The organism is Lysobacter silvisoli, from assembly GCF_003382365.1.
GTDB classification, from domain to species: domain Bacteria; phylum Pseudomonadota; class Gammaproteobacteria; order Xanthomonadales; family Xanthomonadaceae; genus Lysobacter; species Lysobacter silvisoli.
In genome coordinates, this window is sequence record NZ_QTSU01000001.1 from 1815806 (window position 1) to 1830132 (window position 14327).

Annotated in this window: 12 protein-coding genes; 8 read left to right on the top strand and 4 right to left on the bottom strand. The window is 70.2% G+C overall.

Annotation, left to right across the window (positions count from 1 at the left end; genetic code table 11):
* Positions 1-66 precede the first annotated feature (66 nt).
* From dnaE to DX914_RS08005, 4 genes are all read left to right on the top strand, one after another.
* Entirely contained in the window at positions 67-3624 is a 3558-nt protein-coding gene (dnaE, locus tag DX914_RS07990) for a DNA polymerase III subunit alpha (RefSeq protein ID WP_115858463.1), read from the top strand.
* 112 nt (positions 3625-3736) lie between these two features.
* On the top strand, positions 3737-4696 hold the full coding sequence (locus DX914_RS07995) for an acetyl-CoA carboxylase carboxyltransferase subunit alpha (protein ID WP_115858464.1): 960 nt from the start codon (positions 3737-3739) through the stop codon (positions 4694-4696).
* Between the two features lie 17 nt (positions 4697-4713).
* The gene (locus tag DX914_RS08000; protein ID WP_147300627.1) at positions 4714-5424 is read left to right on the top strand and encodes a transglycosylase domain-containing protein; all 711 of its coding nucleotides are present in this window, start codon (positions 4714-4716) and stop codon (positions 5422-5424) included.
* Positions 5421-5693 (top strand): hypothetical protein, encoded by a 273-nt coding sequence (locus DX914_RS08005; RefSeq protein WP_115858466.1) that lies wholly within the window; start codon positions 5421-5423, stop codon positions 5691-5693. The genes DX914_RS08000 and DX914_RS08005 overlap by 4 nt, the downstream gene beginning before the upstream one ends.
* Before the next feature lie 10 nt (positions 5694-5703).
* Here the strand turns inward: DX914_RS08005 and DX914_RS08010 are convergent, their stop codons facing one another.
* Complete coding sequence (locus tag DX914_RS08010) at positions 5704-6786, bottom strand: NADH:flavin oxidoreductase/NADH oxidase (protein ID WP_425480674.1); 1083 nt, start codon at positions 6784-6786, stop codon at positions 5704-5706.
* Positions 6787-6868: 82 nt separating this feature from the next.
* Between DX914_RS08010 and tilS the strand changes: the two genes are divergently transcribed.
* Genes tilS through ispA form a run of 3 tightly spaced genes read left to right on the top strand, consistent with a single transcriptional unit; the run spans position 6869 to position 9359 of the window.
* Positions 6869-8164, top strand: coding sequence for a tRNA lysidine(34) synthetase TilS (gene tilS, locus DX914_RS08015; protein ID WP_115858467.1), 1296 nt, complete (start codon positions 6869-6871; stop codon positions 8162-8164).
* A gap of 48 nt (positions 8165-8212) precedes the next feature.
* Positions 8213-8485 carry an exodeoxyribonuclease VII small subunit gene (locus tag DX914_RS08020; protein WP_115858468.1) on the top strand — a complete coding sequence of 91 codons (273 nt, stop codon included), beginning with the start codon at positions 8213-8215 and terminating at the stop codon, positions 8483-8485.
* Positions 8478-9359, top strand: coding sequence for a (2E,6E)-farnesyl diphosphate synthase (ispA, locus tag DX914_RS08025; RefSeq protein WP_115858469.1), 882 nt, complete (start codon positions 8478-8480; stop codon positions 9357-9359). Before DX914_RS08020 ends, ispA begins: the two co-directional genes overlap by 8 nt.
* A gap of 684 nt (positions 9360-10043) precedes the next feature.
* On the opposite strand, the gene DX914_RS08030 is transcribed toward ispA, so the two are convergent.
* Both DX914_RS08030 and pmbA read right to left on the bottom strand, forming a co-directional pair.
* Positions 10044-10406, bottom strand: a complete 363-nt coding sequence (locus DX914_RS08030; protein WP_115858470.1) for a DUF4870 domain-containing protein — start codon at positions 10404-10406, stop codon at positions 10044-10046.
* Between the two features lie 223 nt (positions 10407-10629).
* Positions 10630-12012 (bottom strand): metalloprotease PmbA, encoded by a 1383-nt coding sequence (gene pmbA, locus DX914_RS08035; RefSeq protein WP_115859186.1) that lies wholly within the window; start codon positions 12010-12012, stop codon positions 10630-10632.
* Positions 12013-12114: 102 nt separating this feature from the next.
* Between pmbA and yjgA the strand changes: the two genes are divergently transcribed.
* Positions 12115-12678, top strand: a complete 564-nt coding sequence (gene yjgA / locus DX914_RS08040) for a ribosome biogenesis factor YjgA (RefSeq protein ID WP_115858471.1) — start codon at positions 12115-12117, stop codon at positions 12676-12678.
* A gap of 160 nt (positions 12679-12838) precedes the next feature.
* Here yjgA and tldD read toward each other — a convergent pair whose 3' ends face one another.
* Positions 12839-14281, bottom strand: a complete 1443-nt coding sequence (gene tldD, locus DX914_RS08045; protein ID WP_115858472.1) for a metalloprotease TldD — start codon at positions 14279-14281, stop codon at positions 12839-12841.
* Between the last annotated feature and the right edge of the window lie 46 nt (positions 14282-14327).

A 14327-nucleotide genomic window follows, 5' to 3' on the forward strand; every position in this document is an offset into this window, starting at 1 on the left:
GGGAAAGTCAAGCCTTGTTCCCTGCGGCCGGGCTGCTAACCTGCGGACTGTCACGCCGGCCGTCGCATGTCCGCTCGCTTCGTTCATCTCCACCTGCATAGCGAATACTCGCTAGCCGACTCGACGATCCGCATCGGCGAGTTGGTCAAACGCTGCGCGGCCCTGGGCCAGCCGGCGGTGGCGCTGACCGACCTGGACAACCTGTTCGCGGCGGTCAAGTTCTACAAGGCCGCCGAGGGCGCCGGCCTCAAGCCCATCATCGGCGCCGACGTCGGCCTGGCCGACGGCAACGAAACGCCCTCGCAGATGACCCTGCTATGCCGCGACCGCGGCGGCTACCTGACCCTGTCGCGCCTGCTCAGCCGCGCCTGGCTGGAAGGCCACCGTGTCGATGGCGTGGTGCTGCGGCCGGAATGGTTGCGCGAGGACAACGGCGGCCTGTTCGCGATGGCCGGCCGCCACAGCCTGGCCGGGCGCCTGGCCGTGGCCGGCCGCCACGAGCTGGCCGAGGCCTGGATCGCCGACTGGCAGGGCGTGCTCGGCGACCGCCTGCACCTGGAACTCACCCGCACCCGCCGCGACGGCGAGGACGCGTTCAACGCCTTCGCCCTGCACGCCTCGAGCAAGCGCGGCCTGGCGGTGGTGGCCAGCAACGATGCCCGCTTCCTCGACGCCGAAGGCTTCGAAGCGCACGAGGCGCGCGTGTGCATCGCCTCCGGCCGCGTGCTCGACGATCCCAAGCGCCCGCGCGACTACAGCGCCGAGCAGTACCTCAAGTCCAGCGAGGAAATGGCGCAGCTGTTCGCCGACGTGCCCGACGCGATCGACAACGCGCTGGCCCTGGCCACGCGCTGCAACGTCGAGCTCAAGCTGGGCGAATACGCACTGCCGGCGTTCCCGGTGCCCAGCGAGCACACCATCGAAAGCTGGCTGCGCAACTCCGCGCGCGACGGCCTGGAACAGCGCTTGGAAAAGGCGCCGCTGGCGCCGGGCAAGACCCGCCAGGACTACGACGAGCGCCTGGACGTCGAGCTGGACGTCATCATCAAGATGGGCTTCCCCGGCTACTTCCTGATCGTGGCCGACTTCATCAACTGGGCCAAGGACCACGGCATTCCGGTGGGCCCGGGCCGCGGTTCCGGCGCCGGTTCGCTGGTGGCCTGGGCGCTGGGCATCACCGACCTGGACCCGCTGCCCTACGACCTGCTGTTCGAGCGGTTCCTCAACCCGGAACGCGTGTCGATGCCCGACTTCGACATCGACTTCTGCATGGACCGCCGCGACGAGGTCATCGACTACGTCGCCGGCAAGTACGGCCGCGACCGGGTCAGCCAGATCATCACCTACGGCACCATGGCGGCCAAGGCGGTGGTGCGCGACTCCGGCCGCGTGCTCGGCCACCCCTACGGCTTCGTCGACGGCATCGCCAAGCTGATCCCCAACACCCTGGGCATCAGCCTGGACGACGCGTTGGGCGAGTCCGAAGCCGCGCGCAAGGACAGCAACCTGGCCTCGGCCGACCTGATCCAGCGCTACCACAACGAAGAGGACGTGCGCGACCTGCTCGACCTGGCGCGCAGCCTGGAAGACCTGACCCGCAACGCCGGCAAGCACGCCGGCGGCGTGGTCATCGCGCCCTCGCCGCTGTCGGACTTCTGCCCGCTGTTCGCCGAACACGACGGCGAGGGCCGCGGCCGCAACCCGGTCACCCAGTTCGACAAGGACGACGTCGAAGCCGTCGGCCTGGTCAAGTTCGACTTCCTCGGCCTGCGCACGCTGACCATCATCGATTGGGCGGTGAAGGCGATCAACGAACGCCGCGCCGGCGCCGGCGAGGCGCCGCTGGACATCACCGCACTGGAGCTGGGCGACGTGCCCACCTACGAGCTGTTCGCGCGCGGCGACACCGTGGCCGTGTTCCAGTTCGAATCGCGCGGCATGCGCGAACTGCTCAAGCGCGCCAAGCCCGACACCTTCGAAGACATCATCGCGCTGGCCGCGCTGTTCCGCCCCGGCCCGCTGGGCTCGGGGATGGACCGCGAATGGGTCGACCGCAAGCACGGCCATACCGAAGTCACCTACCCGCACGATTCGCTGGAACCGGTGCTGTCGCCGACCTACGGCGTCATCGTGTACCAGGAACAGGTGATGCAGATCGCCCAGGTGCTGGCCGGCTACACGCTGGGCGGCGCCGACATGCTGCGCCGCGCGATGGGCAAGAAAAAGCCCGAGGAAATGGCGAAGGAGCGCGCCAAGTTCGAGGCCGGTTGCGAAGAGCGCGGCATTCCGCCCAAACAGGCGACGCCGATCTTCGACCTGATGGAGAAGTTCGCCGAGTACGGCTTCAACAAGTCGCACTCGGCCGCCTACGCCCTGGTCGCCTACCAGACCGCGTGGCTGAAGGTGCACTACCCGGCCGAGTTCATGGCCGCGACCTGCTCGTCGGACATGGACAACACCGACAAGGTGGTGAACTTCCTCGACGAAGCACGGGTGATGGGCCTGACCGTGCTGCCGCCGCACGTCAACGCCTCGGCCTACATGTTCGAGGCCATCGGCGACAACGAGCCGGGCAAGCCCGCGCGCGGCGACACCATCCGCTACGGCCTGGGCGCGGTGAAGGGCGTGGGCCGCGGCGTGTGCGAGGCCATCGTCGAGGCGCGCCGCGCCGGCCCGTACGACGACCTCATGGATTTCTGCAAGCGCGTGGACAGCGGCAAGCTCAACCGCCGCGCGCTGGAAGCGCTGATCAACGCCGGTGCGCTCGATGGCCTGGGCAAGAACCGCGCGAGCCTGATGCTGCAGGTGCCCGAGGCGCTGCGCGCGACCGACCAGTTGGCCAAGGAGCGCGAGGCCGGCCAGGTCTCGCTGTTCGGCGGCTTCGAAGCCGCGGCGCCGGCGCTGCACCTGGACCTGCCCGAGACCGAGGAGTGGCCACTGGCGCAGCTGCTGTCGGGCGAGCGCGACACCCTGGGCCATTACCTCAGCGGCCACCCCTTCGATCCCTACCGCGAAGAACTGCGCGCGCTGGTCGGTTCCGACCTGGGCGAATTGGACCGGATCTGGGAGAAGCGCCCGGAAAGCGCGCGCGGCGGCTGGCGCCCGGAACTGGAAGTGATCGTCGCCGGCCAGGTCGTGGGCCTGCGCAAGAAGGGCGACAGCCAGATGTTCGTGCAGATCGAGGACGGCCGCGGCCGCCTGGAGTGCGCGTTCTTCTCCGAAACCTATAGCGAGTTCGCCTCGCTGCTCGCGCGCGACCGCCTGCTGATCGTGCAGGGCGGTCTGCGCGAGGACGCCTTCAGCGGCGGCTTCGCCCTACGCGCGCAGCGCTGCTGGGACTACGCCCAGGTTTGCGCGCGCCACGCCCAGCGCCTGTCGCTGCGCCTGGACCTGCGCGTGCCCGGCACCTGGCAGCGCGTGGACGCGCTGCTGACCAAGAACCGCCCCGGCCAGACCCCGATCCGCCTGGACCTGCTGCGCGCCGGCGCGGCCGGCATGCTCGACCTCAACGGCAACCAGTCGGTGCGCGTGGACGCCGACCTGGTCGGGATCCTGCGTGCCCAGCCCGGCGTGCGCGCGGTCAAGCTGGCGCTGTCCAAGCCCTGGGCCAAGGCCCAGGAGTGAGTTACCGGGCCGTCGCGCGCGTCGCGGCCGCCGATCCCATTCCCAGCCCTACCACTCGGTACGGTCCCCGCCCCTGGGCTAGACTGTGCCCCTTTACGGCCCCGGCCCGAGCATGAACCCGAACTACCTCGACTTCGAGCAGCCCATCGCCGACCTGGAAGCCAAGATCCAGGAACTGCGCCACGCCAGCAGCGGCCCGGCGGTGGACATCGACTCCGAGATCCATGCCCTGCAGGACAAGCTGCGTCTGCGCACCGCGCAGATCTTCCGCGACCTCAGCCCGTGGCAGATCTCGCAACTGGCCCGCCACCCGGCCCGCCCCTACACCCTGGACTACGTGCGCGTGATCTGCGACGAGTTCCAGGAACTGGCCGGCGACCGCGCCTTCGCCGACGATGCCGCCATCGTCGGCGGCCTGGGCCGCATCGACGGCCGCGCCGTGGTCATCATCGGCCACCAGAAGGGCCGCGACACCAAGAGCAAGATCAAGCGCAACTTCGGCATGCCGCGCCCCGAGGGCTACCGCAAGGCGCTGCGCCTGATGAAGCTGGCCGAACGCTTCAAGCTGCCGCTGCTGACCTTCATCGACACCGCCGGCGCCTGGCCGGGCATCGACGCCGAAGAGCGCGGCCAGTCCGAAGCCATCGCCCGCAACCTGCTGGAAATGGCCGAACTCAAGATCCCGGTGATCTGCACCGTGATCGGCGAAGGCGGCTCCGGCGGCGCCCTGGCCATCGGCGTGGGCGACCGCACCCTGATGCTGGAATACAGCACCTACTCGGTCATCACCCCCGAAGGCTGCGCCTCGATCCTGTGGAAGACCGCCGACAAGGCCAAGGACGCGGCCGAACAGCTGGGCCTGACCGCCAAGCGCCTGTCCGAGCTGGGCTTGATCGACAAGGTCGTGCGCGAACCCATCGGCGGCGCCCACCGCAACCCCAAGCAGATGGCCACCCGCCTCAAGGCCGTGCTGCTCAACGAGCTCGACGCGCTCGAGCGGATCCCCACGCCGGAGTTGCTGCAGCGCCGTTACGAGCGGCTGCGCGGTTACGGCGCTTACGAGGCCGCGTAAGCGCAGGATCGCCATCGGTGAGCGCTTGGCCGAAATGGGTGATCGGCGCGGCGTTGGCGCTCGTTTTCGCGTTCGTGGCTTTCATCTACGGCCTGTACTGGTACGGCGCGGCTGCGCTGCCTGCCGAGTTGCCGCGCCCGCGATATGCCTATACCGATGCAGTCCGGGCCGACTACTGGGCCTCCCTGGGTGGCCGCGGCCCTATCGTCGTGGAGCGATGGAATCCGCTGACGCTCTGTTGGCATGTGTACACCGAAGTCCAAGAGCCCGGCCCTCATCCACGCCGCCCCGATTTCCTGATGGTGCAGTCTGTCGCCCGCCAGATTTCGGCCGACCACCAACTTCACCAGCTACGTTCGCGCCGCCCCCTTGCCGAAATCGCCGCGTTGATCCGGGTGAGCAGGGAACGATCCCCGGAACAAATCGTCGATCTAGTACTAGACGAGGGATGGATGGGACTTAATACGCGAGGTCTGCGCGAGGCCGCTCCCGCATACTTTGGCGTGACGCATGAACGGCTCACACGAGCGGAACGTCTCGCGCTGTTCGGCCTGATGAAAGGCCCGTCGTACTTCGACCCGAACCGCGATCTGGAACGTTTTCGTACTCGCTATGCCTACGTAGCCCAGGTTGCCGGCACCCCACCCGACCGCATCGACCCTGAGCGCGATCTCGCACGATTGATCCTGACTCCGCCAACGACATCGCCGACCGAGCAACGGCCATGACCACCCCCGCCGACCTCGAACACCTGCGCGACGGCCTCAAGCGCAAACTCAGCGAGGCCGACATCGTCGCGCAAGCGCATAAGATCAAGGACCGCGTCATTCGCGAGGAATGGACGCAACTGATAGGCAAACGCCATCCCGGCGACGAAATCTGGGAATACGCCTGGATTGCCGAGCCGCGCGCAAATATGAGCGCGTCCTACTCGCTAGGCTGGTGCCTGCTGCGCGGCGACCGCATCGTCGACGCGTACATGCACTCCACGTCCTGAGACCACGCTACTACCAAGCCCGCAAGTACTGGTCCGGCGCATGCAGCTTCGCGCCCAGCTCGGCCGCAGCGCGGCGCGGGAAGTAGGGATCGCGCAGCAGTTCGCGCGCCAGCAGCACCACGTCGGCCTCGCCGTCCTCGACGATGCGTTCGGCCTGCGCCGCATTGGTGATCTGGCCGACCGCGCCGGTGGCGATCTCGGCCTCGCGGCGGATGCGCGCGGCGAACGGCACCTGGTAGCCCGGGCCGTCGGCGATGCGCACGCCCGGCATCAGGCCGCCGCTGGACACGTCGATCAAGTCCACACCCAGCGGCTTGACCACGCGCGCCAGTTCGATGCTCTGCTCGATGTCCCAGCCGCCTTCCAGCCAGTCGGTGGCGGAGATGCGCAGCCACAGCGGCAGGCGCTCGGGCCAGACCTCGCGCACCGCCGTCAGCACTTCGCGCAGCAGGCGCGTGCGGCTGTCGAAATCGCCGCCGTAGCCGTCGCTGCGGCGGTTGCTCAGCGGCGACAGGAATTCGTGCAGCAGGTAGCCGTGCGCGGCATGGATTTCGATGAGCTGGAAGCCCGCTGCCAGGGCGCGGTGCGCGGCCGCGGCGAAATCGTCGATCACATTGGCCAGGCCGCAGCCGTCCAATGCGCGCGGCGCCAGCGAACCGTCGGCGAACGGCAGTGCCGACGGCGCCACCGGCGTCCAGCCGCCGTAGCCCGGGGCGATCGCGCGGCCGCCCAGCCACGGCGGCTCCACGCTGGCCTTGCGGCCGGCGTGCGCCAGCTGCATGCCGGGCACGGCGCCGTTGGCGCGCAGGAAGCAGGCGATCTCCGACCAGGCCTCGCCCTGGCGGTCGTTCCAGATACCGGTGTCGCTGGGCGAAATGCGGCCCTCGGGCGAGACCGCGGTGGCCTCGGTCAGCACCACGCCCGCGCCGCCCACCGCGCGGCTGCCCAGATGCACCAGGTGCCAATTCTCGGGCATGCCGTCGATGGCCGAGTACTGGCACATGGGCGACACCGCGATGCGGTTGCGCAGGGTCACGGAGCGTTGCGTGCAGGGGTCGAACAGGCGGGCCAACGGGACGTCTCGGTAGTGGATGGCGGAAAAATAAGCCCGCGCCGTCGCGCTTACAGCGCCATCGGTGGGTTGCTCCGTCCCACCGCCGTGGCACCATCGCCGCATGCCGTCGCCGCCGCCCTTCACCACCGCCGACCCGCTGCACGATCTGCCGGCGGGCGCGCTGTGCGTGGGCTACAGCGGCGGCCTGGATTCCACGGTCCTGCTGCATCTGCTGGCCGCACAACCGGCCGTGCGCGCGCTGGGCCTGCGTGCCTGGCACGTGCATCACGGCCTGCACCCGCAGGCCGAGGATTGGCTCGCGCACTGCCGCCAAACCTGCGCGGCACTCAGTGTTCCGTTGACGGTGTCGCGCGTGCAGGTGCGACCGGACGGCGACGGCCCCGAGGCCGCCGCGCGGCGCGCGCGTCATGCCGCCTTCGCCGAAGGCCTGGAAACCGGCGAAACCCTGGCCCTGGCCCATCACCGCGACGATCAGGCCGAAACCTTCCTGCTGCGCGCGCTGCGCGCCTCCGGCCCCGACGGCCTGGCGGCGATGCGGCGCTGGCGCGACTGCGGCCGCGGCCGGCTGTGGCGGCCGCTGCTGGACCTGCCACGCAGCGAATTGCTCGCGTACGCGCAGGCACAGGGCCTGCGCTGGATCGACGACCCCAGCAACGCCGACGACCGCTACGACCGCAACTACCTGCGCCAGCGCGTGCTGCCGCTGCTGCGCGAGCGCTGGCCGCAAGCCGATGCCGCGCTGGCCGCGTCGGCAGGCTTGAGCGCACAGGCCGCGCAATTGCTGGAACAGGACGACGCGCTCGCCCTGGCCCAGGCGCGCAGCCTGGACCCGCAGGCGCTGTCGCGCGCCGCGCTGCGCGCGCTGCCGTCCGCACGGCGCGCACGCGTGCTGCGGCGCTGGATCGCCGACCTGGGCCTGCCGCCGCTGCCGGCCCAGGGCGTGGCGCGCATCGAGGCCGAACTGCTGGACGCACGCGCCGACGCCGAAGCGGCCTATGCCTGGCACGGCGCACGCGTGCAGGCCTGGCGCGATCTGCTGCACGCCGCGCCCGCGCGCGCGCCGCTGCCGCAGGACTGGCAGACGCCCTGGGACGGCCGCGCGCCGCTGGCCCTGCCCGGCGGCGGCGAATTGCGCCTGCTCGGCGCCGACGCGCTGGACGCGCCCGTGCGCGCGCATACGCGCCAGGGCGGCGAGCGCATCGCCCTGCCCGGCCGCGAGCACCATCACGCGCTCAAGCACGTGCTGCAGGACCTGGGCCTGCCGCCGTGGGAGCGCGCGCGCCTGCCCCTGCTGTCGTGCGGCGACGAACTGCTGGCCGTGGGCGACCTGGCCTACGCCGCGGGCTTCGACCGCTGGCTGCGCGAGCGCGGCGCGCGCCTGTTGTGGACGCCCTGAACGCCCGCGCGCGTTGACCCGGCGCACCCCGCGCCGCACACTTGTCGCATGCCCCGCAAAGCCGCCGATACCGCCGCCAACCCCTCGCCCGTGGCCGACTTCGAACAGTCGCTGGACGCGCTCGAGCAACTGGTGGAAAAGATGGAACACGGCGAGATGAGCCTGGAAGACTCGCTGGCCGCCTACGAACGCGGCGTGGGCCTGTACCGCCGCTGCCAGACCGCGCTGGAACAGGCCGAGCTGCGCGTGCGCCTGCTCAGCGACCCGCAGGATCCGGACAGCGCCCAACCCTACGGCGCGCTCCCGCCCGCCGATGCGTGATCCGCGCCTGGCCGGCTGGCGCGAACGCGCCGATGCCGCGCTCGCGCGCGCGCTGCCCGACCCCGCCGCCTCGCCGCAGGCTCTGCACGCGGCCATGCGCCACGCCGTGCTGCTCGGCGGAAAGCGCATGCGCCCGCTGCTGGTCTACGCCGCCGGCACCCTGTTCGATGCCGACGAGGCCGCGCTGGACGCGCCCGCGGCGGCGGTGGAGCTGATTCACGCCTATTCCCTGGTCCACGACGACCTGCCGGCCATGGACGACGACGCCCTGCGCCGCGGCCAGCCCACCGTGCACGTGGCCTACGACGAAGCCACCGCGATCCTCGCCGGCGACGCGCTGCAGTCGCTGGCCTTCGCCGTGCTGGCCGACACGCCCGTGGCCGACGGCGTCCGCGTCGCCCTGCTGCGCACGCTGGCCGAGGCCGCCGGCGCAGCCGGCATGTGCGGCGGCCAGGCCCTGGACCTCGCCGCCACCGGCGGCGGCGCCTCGCTGGACCTGGCCGCGCTGGAACGCCTGCACGCGCTCAAGACCGGCGCCCTGATCCGCGCGGCCGTGCGCATGGGCGCGTTGTGCGGCCACGCCGGCAGCGGCGCGCTGGCCGCGCTGGACCGCTACGCGCAAGCGCTGGGCCTGGCCTTCCAGGTCCGCGACGACATCCTCGACGTGGAAGGCGACAGCGACACGCTGGGCAAGACCGCGGGCAAGGATCAGGCCCAGGCCAAGGCTACGTTCCCGGCGCTGATCGGCTTGGAGGGTTCGCGCGAGCGCCTGCGCACGCTGGCCGCCGAGATGCGCGATGCGCTGGCGCCGTTCGGCGACAAGGCGAGCGTGCTGCAGGAATTGGGCGAGTTCGCGGCGCAGCGGGATCATTGATTCGCGGTTGAAGCTTGGGCTCACGAGCATGCGCCGCGACCAGTTACTTCGCGCGCCCTCACCCCAACCCCTCTCCCGCAAGCGGGAGAGGGCTAACAACAGCAAGCAGCTTCGGATGGATCCCCTCTCCCGTTTACGGGAGAGGGCTAGGTGAGGGGATGAGCGCGCAGCGCGAAGGCTCTTGATCCTCGCTCGGGCACCGAACTCGCCGCGCCAACAGCAGACCCGGAGGGCGGCGCACAGGATGTGCGCCGTTTTTCGCTCGGGCAGGGATGCCCGATCGGAAAATCCCCGCGCATGCATCGATCTCGCAGGGGAGCTCTGGGGAAGCGTTTTTCTTTGGTTACTTTCTTTTGACGCTTATCAAAAGAAAGTGACCCGGCCGTTTACGGACGGAAGCTGTTGTTGTTGCTTCAACCAACCCACCCACACACTTTCGCGAGTTCGGAGCGGATCGCGGCTCACGCTCCTACAGAAGGCGCAGACCCGACAGAGATCGAAGCTTTCGTCGTAGTTGCGGGTTCGCGGTCGCAGCTTGCGCAGCTCCTACGGGGGGCTCGTAGGATTCGTCGTGATTGTGGAGGCGCGGTCGCGGCTCACGCCGCTGCCACCCCAAGGCGTGCCGACCAAAACGAAACGGGCCCGGCGATGCCGGGCCCGTTCGGTGTAGCTATGCCGCTGCGATCACTTGATCAGGCGCAGCGCGAACGGATAGCGATAACGCTCGCCGCCATTGGCCTTGATGCCGGCGATGATGTAGAACACGATCGACGCCAGCCACAGCAGCATCGTCAGGATGCCGGCCAGGCCGAAGGTGATCACCGTCAGGATGAACAGCGCCACGTAGGCGATCAGCAGCGTGATGTTGAAGTTCAGCGCTTCCTTCGACTGATCGATCAGGAACGCCTTGTCGGCCTTGTCCTTGTTGATCAACCAGATGATCAGCGGGACGATGAAGCCGGCGATGATGCCCGACAGATGGGTGATCAGCGCCAGGGTCCGATCTTCGGAGTTTCCGCTATCGGACGTTTCGTTGATATCGCTCATTCCTTGTTTCCCCTTTCCGTAAATCCGTTGGATGGACATGGATCCGGCCCTTGCGGCCGCCCCCAGCCGGCCCACTCTCGGCCGCGTCGCCTGCGCTGTCAAGAACGCAGTTGCGCGGCCCACGGGCGCGTTTCCCAGACAACGGCACCGGCGCCGCGCGGCGGCCAGCCGGCATCGCCGGGCAGGATGACGCGCGCCGATGACAGGCGCGCGTCGGCGCGGCTCAGGCCTCGTCGCCGCCGCTGTCGCCGGCCACGGTCATGCGGCCGATCAGGATCGAACCGGTGCGCACCTGCGAGCGCGTTTCCACGTCGTCGCCCACCGCCTCGATCGCCGCGTACATCTGCTTGAGGTTGCCGGCCACGGTGATGCCGTCCACCGGGTACTGGATCTGTCCGTTCTCGACCCAGAAGCCCGACGCGCCGCGCGAATAGTCGCCGGTGATGGTGTTGACGCCCTGCCCCATCAGATCGGTGACCAGCACGCCGCGGCCCATGCCGCGCATCAGCTCGTCCAGGCCGCCGGCGTTGGCCGCGACCTGCACGTTGTGCACGCCGCCGGCGTTGCCGGTGCTGGCCAGGCCCAGCTTGCGCGCCGAGTAGCTGCCCAGCAGGTAGCGCTGCAGCACGCCGCCGAGCACGATCGGCGCCTCGCGCGTGGCTACGCCCTCGGCGTCGAAGGCCGAGGAATGCAGGCCGCGTGGCAGGAACGGCTTTTCTTCGATCGCGAACCAGTCCGGGAACAGCTGGGTGCCGGCGGCATCGAGCAGGAAGCTCGCGCGCCGGTACAGGGCGCCACCAGAGATCGCGCCCAGCAGGTGACCAATCAGCGCGCGCGCGGCCTCGGCCGCGTACAGCACTGGGTACTCGCCGGTAGCGACCGGGCGCGGGGCCAGGCGCGCCACCGCGCGCTCGGCGGCGCGGCGGCCGATGGACGCGGCCGATTCCAAGTCCTCGGCGGCCAGGGCGATGCTGTACCAGCCCTCGCGCTGCATGGCCTCGCCGCGGCCGGCGATCAGGGCGCAGCTGACGCTGTGCTGGGTGCCGCCCTCGCGGCCGACGAAGCCGTGCGAATTGGCGTACACGCCCAGGCTGCCGCCGGTGCCGACCGAGGCGCCGTCGGAGTTCTCGATGCGGCCGTCGAACTCGCGCCCGGCCTGCTCGCAGGCCAGGGCCAGGTCCACCGCTCGGTCCGCTTCCAGCATCCAGGGGTGCCAGCCGTCGTAGGCGCGCCAGTCGGCGGCGGCCTGGGCCGAGGCCATGAGCTCGGGGTCGGCGAGGCCGGCGGCCGGGTCGTCCTCGGTGTAGCGGGCGATGGCGCAGGCCTGCTCCACCGTGGCCTCCAGGCTGTCGTCGCGCAGGTCGGCGGTGCTGGCGCTGCCCTTGCGCTGGCCGAAGTAGACGGTGACGGCGATGCCGCGGTCGCGGGTGGCCTCGACCGTCTCGACCTCGCCCATGCGCACGTTGACGTTCAGGCCGGTCTCCTCCGAGCACGACACCTCGGCCTGGCTGGCGCCGCGGCGGCGCGCGGAGGCCAGCAGGCGCTGGGACAGCTCGGACAGCGCGTCCAGGCGCGTTTCCGGGTCGGCGATGACGTGGGCCGGCAGGACGTTACGGGGGGCGACTGCGTTCAATGGCTTATCCTTGGCTGCCCGCGGCGCGACGCGCCGCCGGTCTGTTCAGTTCGTAAGGGTAACGAGGTCGTAGCGATGCGCGGTAGAGACGAAGAAACCGGCGAGTTTTTCAGCCCCAGCCGCAGCCAGAACCGGCGCGAAGCGCTGGAGGTGCTGGCCCTGGGCGAGCAGTTGTCCAAGCTCACCGATGCGCAGTTGGCGCGGCTGCCGGTGCCGGAGTCGCTGCTGCCGCACATCCGCGAGTGCCGCCGCATCACCGCGCACATCGCCCACAAGCGCCAACTGGCGTATCTGGCCAAGCAGATGCGGCGCGAGGACGACGCCACGCTGGAAGCGATCCGCGACGCGCTGGACGTCAACGGCGAGGCCTCGCGGCGCGAGGTGGCGGCCATGCACCGGGTCGAGGCCTGGCGCGAGCGCCTGCTCGAGGGCGGCGACGCGGCGCTGGCCGAACTGATCGACGAATACCCGCAGGCCGACCGCCAGCGCCTGCGCCAGCTGGTGCGCAACACCCTGGAAGAGCGCAAGCGCAACAAGCCGCCGCATTCGTTCCGCGAGCTGTACCGCGAGCTGCGCACGTTGGTGCTGGGCAGCGCGGAAACCGGCGACGACGACCTGACGGCCGACGACGAGGCGTAAGCGCGCCTCACCACGTCAGTTCTCCCACCGTCATTCCGGCGAAAGCCGGAACCCATTTTGATCTTCGTTCCACTTCAAGTACGAAGAGCGAAAGCAACATGGGTTCCGGCTTTCGCCGGAATGACGGTTGTGAAACTGCGGCTCGCCAAACCCAGCCGCCTCACGCGCTGGTGCCGCCCACGGTCAATCCGTCGATCAGCAACGACGGCTGGCCCACGCCCACCGGCACGCTCTGCCCGTCCTTGCCGCACACGCCCACGCCCTCGTCCAGGGCCAGGTCGTGTCCGATCATGCGCACCTTCTGCATGGTCTCCGGGCCGTTGCCGATCAGGGTCGCGCCCTTCACCGGCGCGGTGATCCTGCCGTCTTCGATCAGATAGGCCTCGGTGGCCGAGAACACGTACTTGCCGTTGGTGATGTCGACCTGGCCGCCGCCGAAGTTGACCGCGTACAGGCCCTTCTTGACCGAGCGGATCATCTCTTCCGGATCGTGCTGGCCGGCGAGCATGTAGGTGTTGGTCATGCGCGGCATCGGCAGGTGGGCGAAGGACTCGCGGCGGCCGTTGCCGGTGGGCGCCATGCCCATCAGGCGGGCGTTGAGCGTGTCCTGCATGTAGCCCACCAGCACACCGTCCTCGATCAGGGTGGTGCAGTTGGTGGGCGTGCCTTCGTCGTCGATGTTGAGCGAACCGCGCCGGCCCGGCAGGGTGCCGTCGTCGACGATGGTGACGCCGGGCGAGGCCACGCGCTGGCCCATGCGGCCGGCGTAGGTCGAGGTGCCCTTGCGGTTGAAGTCGCCTTCCAGGCCGTGGCCCACGGCCTCGTGCAGCAGCACGCCCGGCCAGCCGCTGCCCAGCACCACCGGCATCACCCCGGCCGGCGCGTCGACCGCGTCCAGGTTGACCAGGGCCTGGCGCAGCGCTTCGCGCGCCAGCGCCTCGGGCTTGCCGCCGGCGAACAGCTCGGCGTAACCGTAGCGGCCGCCGCCGCCGGCGTAGCCGCTCTCGCGGCGGCCGTTGTGCTCCACGATCACCTGCACGTTCAAGCGCACCAGCGGCCGCACGTCGGCGGCGAGCACGCCGTCGCTGCGCGCCACCAGCACGGTGTCGACGCCGCCGGACAGGCTGACCATGACCTGGCGCACGCGCGGGTCGGCGGCGCGCAGCAGCTGGTCCAGCTTGCGCAGCGCCTCGACCTTGTCCTCGTTGGCCAGTTCGTCGATCGGGTCCTGCGCCGGGTACAGCGAGCGGCCGCCGCCGCGCACCAGCGCGCGCGCGTTATGCGCGGCGCCGTCGCGGGCGATCGCGCGCGCGGATTTCGACGCCGCCAGCAGGGCGTCGCCGTTGATCTCGTCGGAATAGGCGAAGCCGGTCTTCTCGCCGCTGATCGCGCGCACGCCCACGCCCTGCTCGATCGAGTGCGAACCGTCCTTGACGATGCCGTCCTCCACCGACCAGCTCTCGCGGCGCGCGTGCTGGAAATACAGGTCGCCGAAATCGATGCCCGGCCCCAGCAGGGTGCCGAAGGTGCGTTCCAGGCCGCCGGCGTCCAGCCCAGCGGGCAGCAGCAGGCGGGATTCGGCGAGTTGCAGGGGCAGCGTCATGGGGCGTCCGGGCGGGAGTCAGGGGGACATGCTAACCGGCGCCGGG

Excerpts from the sequence above, each read along its gene's own strand:
- yjgA (WP_115858471.1), top strand. The coding sequence starts at position 12,115 with ATGCGCGGTAGAGACGAAGAAACCGGCGAGTTTTTCAGCCCCAGCCGC.
- DX914_RS08005 (WP_115858466.1), top strand. The coding sequence starts at position 5,421 with ATGACCACCCCCGCCGACCTCGAACACCTGCGCGACGGCCTCAAGCGC.
- dnaE (WP_115858463.1), top strand. The coding sequence starts at position 67 with ATGTCCGCTCGCTTCGTTCATCTCCACCTGCATAGCGAATACTCGCTA.
- DX914_RS08020 (WP_115858468.1), top strand. The coding sequence starts at position 8,213 with ATGCCCCGCAAAGCCGCCGATACCGCCGCCAACCCCTCGCCCGTGGCC.
- DX914_RS08030 (WP_115858470.1), bottom strand. The coding sequence starts at position 10,406 with ATGAGCGATATCAACGAAACGTCCGATAGCGGAAACTCCGAAGATCGG.
- tldD (WP_115858472.1), bottom strand. The coding sequence starts at position 14,281 with ATGACGCTGCCCCTGCAACTCGCCGAATCCCGCCTGCTGCTGCCCGCT.
- ispA (WP_115858469.1), top strand. The coding sequence starts at position 8,478 with ATGCGTGATCCGCGCCTGGCCGGCTGGCGCGAACGCGCCGATGCCGCG.
- DX914_RS07995 (WP_115858464.1), top strand. The coding sequence starts at position 3,737 with ATGAACCCGAACTACCTCGACTTCGAGCAGCCCATCGCCGACCTGGAA.
- tilS (WP_115858467.1), top strand. The coding sequence starts at position 6,869 with ATGCCGTCGCCGCCGCCCTTCACCACCGCCGACCCGCTGCACGATCTG.